This is a genomic window from Sphingomonas sp. BL2 (assembly GCF_056680015.1).
In genome coordinates this window covers 51,932-68,017 of record NZ_CM155261.1, presented here as the reverse complement: position 1 = coordinate 68,017, position 16,086 = coordinate 51,932, and the positions used below count along the sequence as shown (strand labels likewise).

Genomic DNA, 16,086 nt, shown 5'->3' with positions numbered 1-16,086 from the left:
CGATATAGCGTGGCGGGCGCGGTTTTGCGAGGCTATGCGAGGGGCATGACCCAAGACCCGGCACAAGAACGCATCTGGACGGCCGCGCTGACGATCATCGGCGACGAGATCCTGTCGGGCCGCACGCAGGACAAGAACGTCGCGCAGATCGCGGCCTGGCTCAACGTGCAGGGCATCCGCCTCGCCGAAGTGCGCGTGGTCGCCGACAAGACCGAGGCGATCGTCGAGGCGGTCAACGTCCTGCGCGCGCGCAACGATTACCTATTCACGACCGGCGGGATCGGGCCGACTCACGACGACATCACGGTGGACGCGATCGCCGAGGCGCTAGGCGTCGCGGTCGAGCATCATCCGCGCGCGATGGCGGTGCTCGAGGCGTATTACGCGACGCGCGGCGGGCTGACCGAAGCGCGCGCACGGATGGCGCGGGTGCCGGTCGGGGCGGACCTGATCGACAACAAGGTGTCAGGCGCGCCGGGGATCAAGATCGGCAACATCTTCATCATGGCGGGCGTGCCGCACATTACTGCAGGGATGCTCGACGCACTGACGGGTACGCTCGAGGGCGGACGCCCGGTGGTGTCGAAGACGATCGGGTGCTGGGTGGCAGAGAGCGAGGTCGCGGACATCCTGCGCGACGCGGAGAAGACGCATGAGGGCGTCGCGATCGGGAGCTACCCGTTCTTTCGCGACGGCAAGACGGGCGCGAACTTCGTGGTGCGAAGTTCGGACGAGGCGCTGGTGGACCGCTGCCTCGCGGACCTGACGCGTGATCTGGAAGCCACCGGGCGGACCGTCAGCGCGCAGGCGATCTGACGCGGATCAGGCGCCCCATTCGGGGCCTTCGGGATCGGGGTAGAAGGCGTCTGGATCGAAGGATGCCTGCCGCGAGGGCGGGACGTGCTCGATCGGCTCCGGCAAGGTCGGACTGTCTCCCCCAAACCGAATCCGGACATACCCCATATTGCCTGCCATCGCCTGGAAAACGACCGCATAGTCCTCCTGCTGCATGCGCCGGCCGATGTACGGCGCGCGCTCGGCGGAGACATAGCCCATCTGCACGCCGCGCAGGCTGAACACCGCGACCGCATTGGCATCATGCGGGTTCTTCGGTTCGCGTCGAAGCTCGACCGGTTCGCCAGGCGTACACAGCATCACCTCCATCCGCCGGTTGCTCTTGCTCTTGTCCGCATTGGGGAAGTCGATGCCGACTATGCTGAGGGTCAATTCGTCCATGCCGCATGCTAGGCCGGCGCCGCGCGGATCGTAAAGTGCCCGGGCGGGGAGCGGCCGCCGGTCCGCAGGCGCAATTCGACCGTCCTGGCCGACCGCATTGACGGCTGATCGTCCGCGATCCGTCGTTGTCGATACGTCGCGGGCATGCGACACGATGTGTTCAGGTTTTTCGGTCTAGCATGATCCCATTACCGATCGACGCCACGCAAGGACGACTGATGCGCGCACCCCGGTTTTCCTGTCTGTTGCTGTCGAGCGTCGCGGCAAGCTTGCTGGTCGCGACTCCGGCATCCTCGAGTCCCCTCGACCATGCCGAACTTCAGCGTGTGCTCAACGTGCTAGTGGCCGAACGCTCGGGCAACTATGGCATCGCCGCCCTCGACCTTCGCGATGGCGCGACCGTTTCGATCAATGGCGATATCCCCTTCCCGATGGCGAGCACGGTCAAGCTCGCGATCGCCGCCGCCTATCTCGGCGAGGTCGATCAGGGGCGACGGACTCTCGGCGACATGATCGTCGGCCGCCCCGCCGCCAGAGTCCTGGAATTGATGATCGTCCGCAGCGACAACCAGGCAACCGACCAGTTGCTCGCCGCACTCGGCGGCCCCGCCGCTATCCAGCAATGGCTGTGGTCGCAGAAGATATCCGGCATCCGGATGGACCGGACCATCGCTCAGTTGCTGCGAGAACGCGGACACCTTGCCGATAGCAAGGATGTCGCCACGCCCGTTGCCATGGTCACATTGTTGAACAAGCTCGACAACGGTACCGTTCTGACGGCGCAGAGCCGTGTTTTCCTGCTCGAACTGATGAGCCGTTGCCAGACGGGCACGCGGCGGATCCGCGCGCTGCTTCCCGCCGGCACCCGGGTCGAGGACAAGACCGGCACGCTCGACGGTATCACCAACGACGTCGGGTTCATCACCATGCCGGACGGCCGTCGCGTGGCTGTCGCGGTGTTCGCGCGGGGCGGCCGCGATCGCCAGCCGGTCATCGCCGAGGTCTCACGTGCAATCTACGACTATTTCGCGGACAGCGCCCGCAGCGCGCTCTCTCTTTTCATGCGAATGCGGTGATACCAGCATAGCTTTGCTCGCTGCGGCCTACGTCCGCAAACGATGCTGATCTCAACCGGTTGCGCGTGGTGGAGCCGAGGGGAATCGAACCCCTGACCTCTGCAGTGCGATTGCAGCGCTCTCCCATCTGAGCTACGGCCCCGCGCGGTTGGCCATAGGCCAGGATCAGTGGCTTAGCGGCTCGATTTGGGCCTTGCAACCGGGTTGGTGAGACGGCTCGAACTTCCCTCCGGCGCGTCGTCGCAACGCAGCGTCGTGTCGCCGTCAAGCTGCCGCAATCGCAGGAACATTCCGCCAGTTTGGCGCTTGTAGTCCTCGGAATGTACGACCCCGCAATCGACGGGGCCGGCAGCCGCAGGACAGCAATTAGGAGGTTCCTATGGTCTACGAACGCAACACCCGAGATCGCCAGTCGGGCGACTATTACGGTCGGCCGAACTCGAACGATTATGGTCGCGATTTCCGCGCAGACGGTGGCGGCTATGGCCGTTCCAGCGCGCGTGAATACGAAGCCGCCGGCGAATATGATCGCGACGACAACCGCAGCGGCCGTGGTCAGGGATATCAGGGGCGTGACGACCAGGGACGCGGCGATCAATATGGTCGCGAGCAGGGCGGTCGTGACTATTATGGCGGCCACAATGACCGCTCGCAGCCATCGGGCGGCGATCGCTACGGGCAGTCGCGCTACGGCCAGGGATCGAGCCAGGGTTACGGGCAGCAGGGTTATGGCCAGCAGGGTAACGGCCAGCAGGGTTACGGTCAGCAGCGGTCTGGACAGGGCTATGGCCAGCAGTCCTACGGCCAGCGCAGCCAGGGTTCGGGCGATACCGAATATCACGGCAGCTATGCATCGGACGGTCGCCGCTTCGAGGACGTAGGTCGCAACCGCGATGCCGATGACGACAACCGCAACTCTTCGCGCGGCGGCAGCCGAAACGAGGGGCGTGACTATGGTCGTCAGCCACAGGGCTATGACTATGACGATCGCGGGTTCATCGCGCGTGCAGGCGACGAAGTTCGCTCGTGGTTCGGTGACGACGAGGCCGAGCGCCGCCGCGAAGCCGATGCACGCTATGACGAGCGGTCCTATGGCAACTCGGACAACCGTGCGTTCGGCAATCGCGCGTCGAACACGCACGACGACCATTACCATAGCTGGCGCAGCACGCAGATCGCAGCGCTCGACCGTGACTATGACGAGTATCGCAACGAGAACCGCTCGAAGTTCGAGAACGAGTTCTCGTCGTGGCGCAATGAGCGCCAGGGCCAGCGCAGTTCGCTGTCGCAGGTCACCGAGCATATGGAAGTCGTCGGTTCGGATGGCAGCCATGTCGGCACGGTCGACAAGGTGAAGGGCGACCGGATTCTGCTGACCAAGAACGACCGCGATGCGGGCGGCGTGCACCACTCGATCCCGTCGCGCTGGATCAAGACCGTCGATGGCAAGGTCACGTTGTCGAAGTCGGCCGATGAAGCCAAGTCGGCGTGGAAGGAAGAAGAGCGCAACTCGGCGATGTTCGAGTACGGCGATCGCACGGGCGGCGACAAGAAGGATGCCAGCACAAGCGGTTATTCTTCGAGCTCGCAGACGGGCAGCACGCAGACGGGCAGCACGGCGACCGGCACGGCATCGGGTACCGGCACGACCACCGGCAGCACCACGACCGGCGGCACCACCGGCACGACGTCGGACACGCTCGGCAAGTCGGGTTCGACCACGTACTAACTGGTGGAAAGCGTTGGCTGGCGTCGCATGACGCCGGCCGGAGAGGGGCCCGGGCGGAAACGTCCGGGCCTTTTTGCAGGTTGCGTTGGGTGTGCGTTTCGCCATACCCGCAACACGAATAATCAAGACAGGAGCAAGTTATGGCCCGTGCATGGAGCCTGAAGGCACGTCCGCAAGGCATGCCGAAGCATACCGACTTCGCCATGATCGATCTCGACCAGGCGACGCTCGGCGCCGGCGAGGTGCGGATCGCCAATCGCTGGCTGTCGGTCGACCCGTACATGCGCGGGCGGATGAACGACGTGAAGAGCTATGTCCCACCGTTCTCGCTGGGCGAAGCGATGCAGGGCGGTGCGGTCGGCGAAGTGGTCGAGAGCAACGACGACGGCATCAAGGTCGGCGACATGGTCCTGCACATGGCAGGCTGGCGCGACGAGGCGGTGGTGCCGGCCGCACAGGTGCAGAAGCTGCCTGCGCTCGACGTGCCTCCGCAGGCATTCCTGGGTCAGCTCGGCATGCCGGGGATGACGGGGTATTTCGGCCTGCTCCAGGTTGCCGAGGCGAAGGCTGGCGACACGGTGTTCGTGTCGGCCGCAGCGGGCGCGGTCGGTTCTACCGTCGTGCAGGTCGCCAAGGCCAAGGGCATGACGGTGATCGGCTCGGCCGGCGGCGCGGAGAAATGCGCCTGGGTGAAGTCGCTCGGGGCGGATGCGGTCATCGACTACAAGAGCGACGTGCCGGTGGTGAAGGCGCTGGGCCAAGCGGCGTCTAAGGGCATCGACGTATATTTCGACAATGTCGGCGGCGAGCATCTCGACGCGGCGCTGGCGCATGCGAACATGCATGCTCGGTTTGCGGTGTGCGGGATGATCGACGTGTACAACAGCGGCGCGGCGACGCAGTTGAAATACCTCGCGCGGTTGATCGGCAACCGGGTTCAGATCCGCGGGTTCATCGTCAGCGATTACATGAATCGCGCCGAGGAGTTCTACAAGGACATGGGCGGGATGCTGGCGGCGGGGACGCTGAAGCGGCAGGAAACGGTGCACGAGGGGCTCGAGACGATGCCGGATGCGTTTCTTGGGCTGTTCTCGGGTGGGAATACGGGGAAGATGCTCGTCAAGGTTTGAGCGGGAGCCGGCCGGAGGATGAGCTTTGGCATGTGTCCCGGCCGCTCTCTTGTTCTCCCGCGAAGGCGGGAGCCCAGTCTGGGTCCCCGCCTTCGCGGGGAAACAAGCTAAGCTAGGTCCCCGCTACAGCCACTTCGCCTGCTTGAACTTCACGTACAGCCCGGAGCAGACCACCGCGATCACGCCCAGCACGACGTAATACCCGTACTCCGTCTTCAGCTCGGGCATGTTCTCGAAGTTCATGCCGTAGATCCCCGCGATCGCGGTGGGGACGGCGAGGATCGCGGCCCAGGCGGCGAGTTGGCGGGTGATTGCGCCGGTGCGTTGTTGTTCGAGCAGGTTGCTGAATTCGAACACCGACGTCAGCACTTCGCGCAGGCCCTCGACCATCGTCTGGACGCGGCGGACGTGGTCGAGCACGTCGCTGAAATAGGGTTTTGCCTCGGTGTCGATGCAGGGGAGGTCGAGGCGGACGATCTTGCTGGCGACCTCGCCCATTGGCCCTAGAATACGCTGGAAGCGGATCATTTCGCGTCTCAGACCAAAGATACGGACAATTTCGTCGCGGCCTAGGAATGCGTCGATCGTGCGTTGTTCCATCGCCAGCACCTCGTCCTCGATGCTCTCGACGATCGGAAGATAGCCGTCGACGACGTAATCGAGGATCGCGTGGAGGACGTAATCGACGCCGTTGATCAACAGCGTCGGCGCAGCTTCGAGCTGTTCGCGCAGTGCCTTGTGCGACCGTGCCGAGCCGTGGCGGACGCTGATGATGTGGCTGTGGCCGACGAAAATCGCGGTTTCGCCGTACGCGATCTTGTCGTCTTCGAGTTGCGCGGTGCGGGCGACGACGAACAGCTGGTCGCCATAGACGTCGACCTTGGGTAGTTGGTCCGCCTTGATCGCGTCCTCCACCGCCAGCGGGTGGAGGTTATACTGGTCCTTCAGCGTCCGCATCTCGGCGTCGGTCGGGTCGCAGATGCCGATCCAGACGAACTCCGAACGATCCGCGGGGCAATCGACCTTCTCGTCGATCGAGACCGCGCGGACGCGCTCGCCATGGCGATAGAGATACGCGGCGACGACCGTCATGGAGCCTCGAGGATTACGCGGACTAGGCTCGCGCCGGTATCAGAACGCCGGGAGGACCGCACCCCGATAATGCTGCTCGATGAAGGTCTTGGTCGCCGGGCTGCGCAGCGCGGCGATCAGTTTCACAACGCGTGGGTCCTTCTCGCCACCGGGCAGGCCGACGACGAAATTGACGTAGGGGCTGTTCTTGTCCTCGATCGCGAGCGCGTCGCGGACCGGGTTGAGCTTCGCGTCGAGCGCGTAGTTGGTGTTGATCAGCGCGAGATCGACCTCGCCGAGCGTGCGCGGCAGGGTGGCGCCCTCCAGTTCCTTGAATTGCAGGTTCTTCGGGTTGGTGGCGATATCGTTGAGGCTCGACAGCGGATTGGTCGGGTTCTTGAGCGTGATCAGCCCGGCCTTCTGGAGCAGCAGCAGCGCGCGGCCACCGTTGCTCGGCTCGTTGGGGATCGCGACGGTCGCGCCGTTGGGGATCTGCGCGATCGACTTCCACTTGCGCGAATAGGCGCCGAGCGGTTCGACATGGACGCCGGCATAGGTCACCAGATGTGTGCCGCGCGAGGCGTTGAACTCGTCGAGATACGGCTTGGTCTCGAAATAGCTGACGTCGATCTGCTTCTGCTCGACCTGGAGGTTGGGCTGGACGTAGTCGTTGAAGACGCGGATCTGGAGGTCGACGCCTTCCTTGGCGAGCGTCGGCTTGATCGACTCGAGAATCTCGGCATGCGGCACTGCGGTCGCGGCGACGGTCAGCGTCTTGCCGTCGTTGGTCTTGGCGCCTCCGCAGGCGGCGAGCGCGAGCAGCGAGAACGAGGCGAGCAAAATGCGGCGGTTCATGGCAGTTCCTAGCGGCGGGTGAAGTGGCGGGCGAGCGCGTCGCCGGCATATTGGATGATCTGGACGAGTACGACCAGCAGCACGACGGTGACGACCATGACGTCGGTCTGGAAGCGCTGATAGCCGAAGCGGATCGCGAGATCGCCGAGCCCACCCGCGCCGACGACGCCCGCCATCGCGGTGAACGAGACGAGCGCGACCGCGGTGACGGTGGCGCCGGCGATCAGCCCGGGGAGCGCCTCGGGGATCAGCGCGCCGGTGACGATCTGGCGCGTGGTGGCGCCCATCGCCTGCACCGCCTCGATCGTGGTGCGGTCGACTTCCTTCAGCGATCCCTCGACGAGCCGCGCATAGAAGGGCGCTGCGCCGACGACGAGCGGCGGGATCGCGCCGGCGACGCCTAACGAGGTGCCGACGAGCATGACGGTTAGCGGGATCATCACGATCAGCAGGATGATGAACGGGACCGAGCGGAGGATGTTGACGATGATCCCGAGCACGGCGTTGGCGACGCGGTTCTGCGACAGCCGGCCCCGGTCGGTGAGGTAGAGCAGGACGCCGAGCGGGAGGCCGAACGCGATCGTCAGGATCAGCGATCCGCCGAGCATGATCAGCGTGTCGAGGCAGGCCTGGCCGATGTCCGACCAGTCGATGTTGGCGAAGAAGCTCATGCCGCCAGCGCCGCCAGCATGCGCTGCGTCGCGGGGTGAGTGGCGTTGGCGAAGATGTCGGTGACGTCGCCGGTCTCGACGATGCGGCCGCGCTCGAGGACGGCGACGCGGTCGCAGACGTAGCGGACGACGTCCATTTCGTGCGTGATCAGGACGATCGTCAGGCCGAGGTCTCGGTTGAGCTCGCGGAGGAGGGTGAGGACCGAGCGGGTGGTTTCGGGATCGAGTGCGCTGGTCGCTTCGTCACAGAGCAGGATGTCGGGGTCGGTGGCGAGCGCGCGGGCTATGCCGACGCGCTGCTTCTGGCCGCCGGAGAGTTGAGCGGGGTATTTGGTGGCGTGATCGGCGAGGCCTACGCGGTCGAGCAGCGCGGCGACTTTCGTCTCGCGCTCGGCTTTGGATACGCCGGCGAGCGCCAGCGGGAACGCGACGTTTGCCGCGACCGTGCGCGACGATAGTAGGCCGAAGTTCTGGAAGATCATGCCGATCCGGCGGCGTAGCGCGCGCAGGTCCGCCGCCGACAACGCGGCTACGTCGACACCATCGACTTCGACCCGGCCCGAAGTCGGGCGTTCGAGCTCGTTGATCAGGCGGATCAGCGTCGACTTGCCTGCGCCGGACTGGCCGATGACGCCAAATACGCCGCGCGCCGGGATTTCCAGCGATACGCCGTCGAGGGCAGCCGCGTCGCTTGCCGGGTAGGTTTTAACGACGTCAGTTAGGCGGATCATGCGGTGCCCATGACCTGCGCGGCGAACCGCTCCATTTCCTCGGCCTGCGGGCTCATCTGGAGCAGCAGCAGGTCGAGACCGGCCGCCTCGTATTCGGCGACACGCTCCTTCAGTTGTTCGGGCGTGCCGACCAGGTTGGGGCGCAGGCCGCGGTTGGAGACGGAGTATTCCTGGATCTTGAGTTCGCGTTCGAGCTGCGTGCCCGACAGCCACTGGTCGAAGTTCGCGTAGCCTGCGGGGAGTTCGGTGACGCTGGTGATGCGGTCGAGCTCGCGCTTGGCCTCCGCCTCGCTGTCGCGGACGATCGCGTAGGCGGCCATGCCGTATTGCATCGGCGCGCCGCCAGCCGCCTCGCGTCGCGCCGCCATGTCGGCGATCTTCGGCGCGATCGCGTCGGCTGGGTCACCGTGCATGACGTAGGCGTCGCACTGCGCCGCGATCATCGCCTTGGCCTTCTCGCTCTCGCCGCCGGCATAGACGGTTGGGCGCTTGGCGGGCTTGGGCGAGCAGATCGCTTGCTGCGTGGTGTAGAACTGGCCCGCGAAGTCGAAGCGCTCCTGCGTCCACAGCCCGTCGACCACGGTCAGCCACTCGGCGGTGCGCGCGTAGCGATCGTCGTGCTGATCGAACTGGAGGCCGTATTGCTTGGCCTCGTCCGCCCACCAGGATGACACGACGTTGAGCGCGAGGCGGCCACCCGAAATGCGGTCGATGTTCGCCGCCGCCTTGGCGAACAGCGCGGGGTGGTGGAAGTTCGGGCGGACCGCGACCATCAGCTCGATGCTGTCGGTCACCGCCGCCAGCGCCGCCGCGGTCGACCATGCGTCGAGCGCTGGCTGTTCGATGCCCTTGATATCGTTGAGATTCAGCTCGGCGATCAGCGTCAGGTCATAGCCCCAGCGCTCGGCATTCTGCGTCAGCGCCTTGGTGTAGGCCCAGCTCGCCTCCATCCCCTCGTCGGGGACGTTGCGAAGCCAGCCGCCGAAGACGGGAGTCCAGTAACCATAGCGCATCAGCGGGCCTTTTCGATCTGTTCGATCAGGTAATCGACGAGGCGGTCGTGCGGATCCCAGCCGAGCACATCCAATGGCTTGGCGACGAAGTTCGACAGTGCGTTGATGTCGTAGAAGCGCGCGACGCCGTCGCGGTCGTCGATCATGACTTCCACGCCGCCGACGTCGAGATCGACCGCGCGGGCGATCGCTTCGGCGGCATCCTTCAAGGTTTGCCAGGGCTCGACCGCGGCCATCCTGACGCCGGAGCCGGGGACGACGCACGCATCCGCGGGGCAGAGATCGAACGCGCCGCCGCCCGCGACCTCGATCGCGTAGAGGCACTTGCGGTCTAGCGTCTCGATCCGGGTGATCGCGCCGTCGCGGACGGGGACGTATTCCTGGACCAGCAGCACGCCGTCTACGCTGCTTGGCAGGCCGGCATCTGCCACGGCGGTGCGCAGTTCTTCGAGGCTGTCGAAGCGGATGATGCCTGCGCCTGATCCGCCAATGTTCGCCTTCACGACCAGCGGGAAGCGGAGCGTCTGTGCGGCGGGGGCGACGTCGGCGGCGCGGTGGACGACACGCGTCTCAGGGATCGCGAGACCGAGCGAGGCGATCAGCGACAATTGCCGGGCCTTGGAGGCGTCGATCGCGAGAACGTCGGTGCCGTTGATCACGCGCGCGCCGGTGCGGCGCCAGCGATCGAGCATCGCCATCGTGTCGAAGATCGGATGCTCATCGTTGCGCAGGAAGCTCGACATCGCGATGCGGTTGAAGACGACGGGGGCGGGGGCGCTCTGGTCGGCGGGGTTCCAGAAGCCGTCGGGTTTGGCGCGCGAGAAGTCGACGCCACGGCGATCGAGGGCGGCGAACAGCGGTTCGAACCAGAGCGGGTGCTCGTAGAGAATGGCGAGATCGGTCATCGCCCACCGGATACGCATTGCGCACGGGCGTGCAAACCCAAGCAAAACTTTGCCGCGCGCAATATCGTGTCGCGGGGGTGCTGACAGCGAGGGGTGGAGGCGGTAGCGTGGCGGATGATCTCCAGATTCGTCACGCTCGCTCTTGCCGTTCTCGGCGCCGCTTCCGTCTCGGCGCAGGAGGCTCCGCCGGCGTCGCCGCCCGTTGCGCCGGCGACCGTCTCGATCGTACTGACGACGAGCGAGGGGCCGATCACGCTGGCGCTGGAGAAGGAGCGCGCGCCGCTGACGACCGCGAACTTCCTGCGCTATGTCGACCAGAAGCGGCTCGACGGGGTGACGTTTTACCGCGCGATGAAGCTCGGGGCGGACGCGGGGTTGATCCAGGGCGGGCCGCAAGGCGAGGTTAAGCGGTTGCTGCCGCCGGTGAAGCATGAGCCGACCAGCCAGACCGGGCTGTCGCATGTCGACGCGACGATCTCGATGGCACGGTTTGCGCCGGGGAGCGCTACGGCGGATTTCTTCATCACGGTCGGGCCGGTGTTGTCGCTGGATGCGAATCCGGCGGGGAGTGGGGATACGGCTGGGTTCGCGGCGTTCGGGCATGTTGTCGAGGGGATGGATGTGGTGAAGCGGATTCTTGCTGCGCCGACTTCGCCGACTGCTGGGGTTGGCGTGATGAAGGGGCAGATGATCGCTGCGCCGGTTAAGATTTTGACGGTTCGTAGGGTGAAGTAACGCAACCACTCAATTCCACCCCGGCGAAGGCCGGGGCCCAATTGGGGAACGTTGCTAACGTAGGACCGCCAGCAGCTACTCCGGCCTTTCCAATTGGGCCCCGGCCTTCGCCGGGGTGGTGCGAGGATGGGTCACCCCTCCACTAAATTGTTTCCCCGCGAAGGCGGGGACCCAGACTGGGCTCCCGCCTTCGCGGGAGAACAAGGTGGCGGGGGCTGACCTTCGCTCTCAGGCCGGCGCCATCACCCGGATGATCCCCGCGGCGACCTTCGCCGTCACCGGAGTCTTCGCCAGCACTTCGCCGTCGATCGAGATCGGCAGCGGCGGGATGGTGTTGATCTTCAGGCTCTTCCCCCGAAAATCGCGCACTTTCTCGTGGCGTGACTCGAGCCGGAACACGCTGGCATACCAGTTCTGCACGAGTCGCCGCTTCACGTGGCCCATCACCGCCTGCACCACGATCTCGCCCGAATCGACTGCCGCAGCGTCGACCAGTTCGGTGCCGCCATGATACGGCCCGTTCGAGATCCGCACCTCGACGACGCGGATCTTCACTGCGGTCGGGCCTTCGCCGACGATCAGCGTGAACGGGCGGAAGCGCATGTATTGATACGTCGCCCACGCCAGATAGCCGACCTTGCCGAAGACCTTCTTCAGCCCGTGCGGGACCGTCTCGGCGATCTTCGGGCTGATGCCCATCGCCGCGCAGTTCGCGAAATAATCGCCGTCGATCATGCCGAGATCAATCCGGCGCGGCTTGCCGGTGCGGATCACCTCCACCGCGCCCTCGATATTCAGCGGAATGCCGAGCGTGCGCGCGAAGCTGTTGGCGGTGCCGAGCGGCAGCACGCCGAGGATCACGTCGTGACCAACCATCAGGTCGACCAGTCCGCTCACCGTGCCGTCGCCGCCGCCCAGGATCAGCAGGTCGGGCTTCTTCGCGAGCGCCCGCAGCACCGTCGCCTCCAGATCCTTCGGGTCCTCGACCGCGTGCGCGTCGACCTCATAAGGTAGCCCCGACATCGCCGCACAGGCGCGCTTGAACAGCTTCTGCCCTTTGCGCGACTTGGCGTTGACGACGAGCGCCGCGGACGTGATCGTATCGTTCGACATAAGGCCCCCAACGCACGGCATGCGGTTTCGCACCCGTAACGCTCTTGCGTAACGCTTGATCCGTCCGCGCGCATCCCGCAAAGCCCCGCCATGACCGCAAGCTATCCCGCGCTTCGCCTCCGTCGCACCCGCGCCTCCGCCTGGAGCCGCCGCCTCCATGCCGAGACCGTGCTGACGCCCGCCGACCTGATCTGGCCGCTGTTCGTCACCGAAGGAGCCGGCGTCGAGCAACCGATCGCCAGCCTGCCGGGCGTGTCGCGCTGGTCGGTCGACGGGATCGTCGCGCGTGGCCGCGAGGCGCGCGACCTCGGCATCCCGTGCATCGCGCTGTTCCCGTACACGCAGGTCGACCGTCGGACCGAGGACGGTCGCGAGGCGCTCAACCCGGACAACCTCATGTGCCAGGCGATCCGCGCATTGAAGGATGCGGTGCCCGAGGTCGGCGTGCTGACCGACGTCGCGCTCGATCCGTACACGAGCCACGGCCATGACGGGCTGGTCGACGCGGCCGGCTATGTCGTCAACGACACGACCGCCGAGATGCTCGTCGCGCAGGCGCTCAACCAGGCGAATGCGGGCGCCGACATCATCGCGCCGTCGGACATGATGGACGGGCGGATCGGCATGATCCGCAGCGCGCTCGAGGCGGAGTCGCACCATAACGTCCAGATCATGTCCTACGCCGCCAAGTACGCGAGCGCGTTCTACGGGCCGTTCCGCGATGCGGTCGGCTCGCGCGGGCTGCTCAAGGGCGACAAGAAGACGTACCAGATGGACAATGCCAACGCCGAGGAAGCGCTGCGCGAGGTCGCGATGGACCTGGCGGAGGGCGCCGACACGGTGATGGTCAAGCCCGGCCTGCCGTATCTCGACATCATCGTCCGCGTCCGCCAAGCGTTCGAGGTGCCGGTGTTCGCGTACCAGGTGTCGGGCGAATACGCGATGATCGAGCACGCCGTCGCAGCTGGCGCGGCGGAGCGCGACGTGATGGTGCTCGAGACGCTGATGTCGTTCAAGCGCGCCGGCTGCTCGGGCGTGCTGACCTATCACGCGGCACATGCGGCGCAATTGCTCGGCGGATGATCGAGACCGAACGGCTGATCTTGCGCGGCTGGCGTGATGACGATGCCGCCTTGCATCATGCGATGTGCGCCGATCCGGCAGTGATGGCGTATCTCGGGCCGGCGCCGACGCCGGCAGAGTCCGCTGCGGTGGTGGCACGCCAGAAGGCGATGTTCGCCGACTACGGCGCTTGCTTCTGGGCGCTCGAACGACGGGATACCGGCGCGTTCATCGGCTGGTGCGGGCAGAGCGAATGGGGACAGGGCTATGCGCGGGAGGCAGCGGAGGCTTCCCTCGCCTGGGGGTGGCACGAGATGGACTTGCCGACGGTCTGGGCGATCACCGTCCCCCCAAACACGGCCAGCCGTGCGCTCATGGAGCGGCTCGGGATGACCCGCGTGGTCGATGGCGATTTCGATCACCCGAAGCTCGCCGAAGATGACCGCCTTCGCCGCCACATCCTCTACCGGATCGACCGTCCCGCTTATGTCTGACACCGTTGCGATGGAAGTGCGGCCCCTGATGGCGCGCTGGTGCCGGACGATGTTCGTGGCGACGATCCTGACCGGATCGTTCCTGTTGTTCCTCGTCCAGCCGATGGTGGCGCGGATGGCGTTGCCGCGGCTGGGGGGCGCGCCGGCGGTGTGGAACTCGGCAATGCTGGTGTACCAGGCGTTGCTGCTCGCGGGCTATGCGTATGCGCATTGGCTCGGCCGAGTGCGGCCGCGGGCGCAGGCGGCGATCCACCTTGGCGTGCTGATCGTCGCGGCACTGTGGTTGCCGATCGGGTTGATCGCGATGGACCTGCCCGCGGATGCGTTGCCGGCCTTGTGGGTGCCGTGGCTACTCGGGCTGTCGATAGGGCCGTTGTTCTTTGCGGTCTCCGCGCAGGCGCCGTTGATCCAGCGCTGGTTCAGTGCGGCGAGTGGCGGCGGCGATCCGTATGCGCTGTATGCCGCGTCCAATCTCGGCAGTTTCGCGGGGCTGATCGCGTACCCGTTGCTGGTCGAGCCGCTGATGGCGGTGCACGGCCAGAGCCTGTTGTGGAGCGGTGGGTATCTGCTGCTGATCGTGCTGGTGCTCGCCTGCGCCACGCGCCTGCCCAAGACCGCGGCGGTCGATCATGTCGCCGCAACCAGCGCGCCGCCGGGCGCGCGGCGGATCGCGCATTGGATCGCGCTGGCGCTCGTGCCGTCGGGGATGATGCTGGCGACGTCGACCTACATCACCACCGATATCGTCGCGATGCCGCTGCTGTGGGTGATCCCGCTTGGGTTGTACCTGCTCAGCTTCAGCGTGGCGTTTGCGAACGATCGCTGGCTGGCCGACCTGCTCACGCGGATCGCGCCGATCACGATCCTGCTGTTCGGCGGGGTCATCATGGGTGGGGTGAGCGAACGGCCGTTCTTCAGCGCGGGGATCGCGCTGGTGCTGCTGTTCATGATCTCCGTCGCGCTGCACACCGCGCTGTATCGCAAGCGGCCGGCGCCGGATCGGCTGACCGGCTTCTATCTCGCGATGTCGGTTGGTGGTGCGCTTGGTGGCGTGTTCGCTGCGCTGGTGGCGCCGGTCGTGTTCGACTGGACGTATGAGTACCCGCTGCTGATCCTCGCGGCGGGCGCGCTGGTGCCGCAAATCTATCTGTTTGGGCGGTTCCGCGCGCTGTGGATGGGCAGGGGGCCGGCGAAACACGTCGCGCTGCTCGCGATCGTCGTGGCGTTGGTCATCCTTACCGGGTTGCGGATCGGCAATCCCGATGGCGTGTTCGGCGAGGGGCGGCAGGGGCTCGTGTTCCTGGTGATCGCCGCGATCGGCTTCGTCGCGATCGGCGCGCGGCGGCCGTACATGGTCGTGCTGGCGGGGGCGCTGGTACTGTTCGGTGGGTATCGGTCGCTCGAGTTCTCGCTCGATCCGGGCGCGCGGGTGCGGAGCTATTTCGGCGTCTACACCGTACGAGACGAGCCGGGGCCGAACGGCGGCACGCGCGAACTCGATCATGGGACGACGGTGCACGGCATCCAGTTGCGCGGTTCGCCTGAGCGCGAGCGGACGCCGACGGCCTATTACGCGGCAGGATCGGGCGTCGGGCAGGCGATGCAAGCCGCGCCCGCGCTATACGGGCCGCAGGCGCGGATCGGCGTGGTCGGGCTCGGGACGGGGACGCTGTCCTGCTATGCGCGGCCGGGGCAGCGCTGGCGGTTCTACGAGATCGACCCGGCGGTGGTGCGGATCGCGCGGGATACCGGGCAGTTCACCTATCTGTCGCGGTGCCTGCCCAAGTCGGAGATCCGGATGGGCGATGCGCGGATCGCGCTCGCGCATGATGCGGCGGATAGTCTCGACCTGCTCGCGCTCGATGCGTTCTCATCGGACTCGGTGCCTATGCACCTGATGACGCGCGAGGCGTTCGCGACCTATGGCCGCGTGCTGTCGCCGCGCGGCCTCTTGCTGGTGCATATTTCCAACCGGTTCATTGATCTGGAACCGGTGATCGCGGCGGCGGCGCGCGAGGGTGGATGGACTGCGGTCGAGCTGAAATACCGTCCGTCGAGCTTGCTTGTCGATCGGGCATCGGCGTCGGACTGGGTGGCGTTGTCGCGCGATCCGCGTGCAATTGCCAAGTTGCGGTCGGGTGATCCCGAATGGGCGCCGCTGGTGCCGCGCAAGGGCTTCACCGCTTGGACCGACGATTATTCGACGATCCTGCCGTTGCTGAAGGGGTTCTAGCCTCCTGATCCTCCCCCGCCAGGGGGAGGTGG

16 protein-coding genes and 1 tRNA gene are annotated in these 16,086 nt (G+C 66.0%); 8 read left to right on the top strand and 9 right to left on the bottom strand.

The window, feature by feature from the left end:
- The first annotated feature begins 45 nt into the window (after positions 1-45).
- Positions 46-816, top strand: coding sequence for a competence/damage-inducible protein A (locus tag AC1ME3_RS00300; RefSeq protein WP_480954369.1), 771 nt, complete (start codon positions 46-48; stop codon positions 814-816).
- Positions 817-822: 6 nt separating this feature from the next.
- Here the strand turns inward: AC1ME3_RS00300 and AC1ME3_RS00295 are convergent, their stop codons facing one another.
- Positions 823-1,236, bottom strand: a complete 414-nt coding sequence (locus AC1ME3_RS00295) for an HIRAN domain-containing protein (protein ID WP_480954368.1) — start codon at positions 1,234-1,236, stop codon at positions 823-825.
- A gap of 179 nt (positions 1,237-1,415) precedes the next feature.
- Between AC1ME3_RS00295 and AC1ME3_RS00290 the strand changes: the two genes are divergently transcribed.
- Positions 1,416-2,312, top strand: a complete 897-nt coding sequence (locus tag AC1ME3_RS00290) for a serine hydrolase (RefSeq protein ID WP_480954367.1) — start codon at positions 1,416-1,418, stop codon at positions 2,310-2,312.
- A gap of 66 nt (positions 2,313-2,378) precedes the next feature.
- On the opposite strand, the gene AC1ME3_RS00285 is transcribed toward AC1ME3_RS00290, so the two are convergent.
- A tRNA-Ala gene (locus AC1ME3_RS00285) sits at positions 2,379-2,454 on the bottom strand.
- 237 nt (positions 2,455-2,691) lie between these two features.
- Here AC1ME3_RS00285 and AC1ME3_RS00280 point away from each other — a divergent pair.
- Positions 2,692-4,041 (top strand): DUF2171 domain-containing protein, encoded by a 1,350-nt coding sequence (locus AC1ME3_RS00280; protein WP_480954366.1) that lies wholly within the window; start codon positions 2,692-2,694, stop codon positions 4,039-4,041.
- Between the two features lie 140 nt (positions 4,042-4,181).
- Positions 4,182-5,171 (top strand): NADP-dependent oxidoreductase, encoded by a 990-nt coding sequence (locus tag AC1ME3_RS00275; RefSeq protein WP_480954365.1) that lies wholly within the window; start codon positions 4,182-4,184, stop codon positions 5,169-5,171.
- Positions 5,172-5,294: 123 nt separating this feature from the next.
- Here the strand turns inward: AC1ME3_RS00275 and AC1ME3_RS00270 are convergent, their stop codons facing one another.
- The 6 genes from AC1ME3_RS00270 to AC1ME3_RS00245 are packed head-to-tail and all read right to left on the bottom strand — an operon-like array spanning position 5,295 to position 10,435.
- On the bottom strand, positions 5,295-6,263 hold the full coding sequence (locus tag AC1ME3_RS00270; protein ID WP_480954364.1) for a magnesium and cobalt transport protein CorA: 969 nt from the start codon (positions 6,261-6,263) through the stop codon (positions 5,295-5,297).
- A 39-nt stretch (positions 6,264-6,302) separates the two neighbouring features.
- A complete protein-coding gene (locus AC1ME3_RS00265) occupies positions 6,303-7,097 on the bottom strand; it encodes a MetQ/NlpA family ABC transporter substrate-binding protein (protein ID WP_480954363.1) in 795 nt (264 codons plus the stop codon).
- An 8-nt stretch (positions 7,098-7,105) separates the two neighbouring features.
- Complete coding sequence (locus AC1ME3_RS00260) at positions 7,106-7,768, bottom strand: methionine ABC transporter permease (RefSeq protein WP_056062682.1); 663 nt, start codon at positions 7,766-7,768, stop codon at positions 7,106-7,108.
- Positions 7,765-8,499 carry a methionine ABC transporter ATP-binding protein gene (locus AC1ME3_RS00255; protein ID WP_480954362.1) on the bottom strand — a complete coding sequence of 245 codons (735 nt, stop codon included), beginning with the start codon at positions 8,497-8,499 and terminating at the stop codon, positions 7,765-7,767. Before AC1ME3_RS00255 ends, AC1ME3_RS00260 begins: the two co-directional genes overlap by 4 nt.
- Positions 8,496-9,512: an LLM class flavin-dependent oxidoreductase gene (locus AC1ME3_RS00250; protein WP_480954361.1), complete on the bottom strand. Its 1,017-nt coding sequence runs from the start codon at positions 9,510-9,512 to the stop codon at positions 8,496-8,498. The genes AC1ME3_RS00255 and AC1ME3_RS00250 overlap by 4 nt, the downstream gene beginning before the upstream one ends.
- Positions 9,512-10,435, bottom strand: a complete 924-nt coding sequence (locus AC1ME3_RS00245; protein WP_480954360.1) for an ATP-grasp domain-containing protein — start codon at positions 10,433-10,435, stop codon at positions 9,512-9,514. The genes AC1ME3_RS00250 and AC1ME3_RS00245 overlap by 1 nt, the downstream gene beginning before the upstream one ends.
- Before the next feature lie 96 nt (positions 10,436-10,531).
- Between AC1ME3_RS00245 and AC1ME3_RS00240 the strand changes: the two genes are divergently transcribed.
- Positions 10,532-11,152, top strand: coding sequence for a peptidylprolyl isomerase (locus AC1ME3_RS00240; RefSeq protein ID WP_480954359.1), 621 nt, complete (start codon positions 10,532-10,534; stop codon positions 11,150-11,152).
- Between the two features lie 228 nt (positions 11,153-11,380).
- Here the strand turns inward: AC1ME3_RS00240 and AC1ME3_RS00235 are convergent, their stop codons facing one another.
- Positions 11,381-12,265: a diacylglycerol/lipid kinase family protein gene (locus tag AC1ME3_RS00235; protein ID WP_056062698.1), complete on the bottom strand. Its 885-nt coding sequence runs from the start codon at positions 12,263-12,265 to the stop codon at positions 11,381-11,383.
- A 90-nt stretch (positions 12,266-12,355) separates the two neighbouring features.
- Here AC1ME3_RS00235 and hemB point away from each other — a divergent pair, with 90 nt between their 5' ends.
- From hemB to AC1ME3_RS00220, 3 genes are read left to right on the top strand one after another with little or no spacing between them, the layout of a single operon-like run.
- The gene (gene hemB / locus AC1ME3_RS00230; protein WP_480954358.1) at positions 12,356-13,348 is read left to right on the top strand and encodes a porphobilinogen synthase; all 993 of its coding nucleotides are present in this window, start codon (positions 12,356-12,358) and stop codon (positions 13,346-13,348) included.
- Positions 13,345-13,821, top strand: coding sequence for a GNAT family N-acetyltransferase (locus AC1ME3_RS00225; protein WP_480954357.1), 477 nt, complete (start codon positions 13,345-13,347; stop codon positions 13,819-13,821). The genes hemB and AC1ME3_RS00225 overlap by 4 nt, the downstream gene beginning before the upstream one ends.
- A complete protein-coding gene (locus AC1ME3_RS00220; protein ID WP_480954356.1) occupies positions 13,814-16,054 on the top strand; it encodes a fused MFS/spermidine synthase in 2,241 nt (746 codons plus the stop codon). The genes AC1ME3_RS00225 and AC1ME3_RS00220 overlap by 8 nt, the downstream gene beginning before the upstream one ends.
- Positions 16,055-16,086 lie beyond the last annotated feature (32 nt).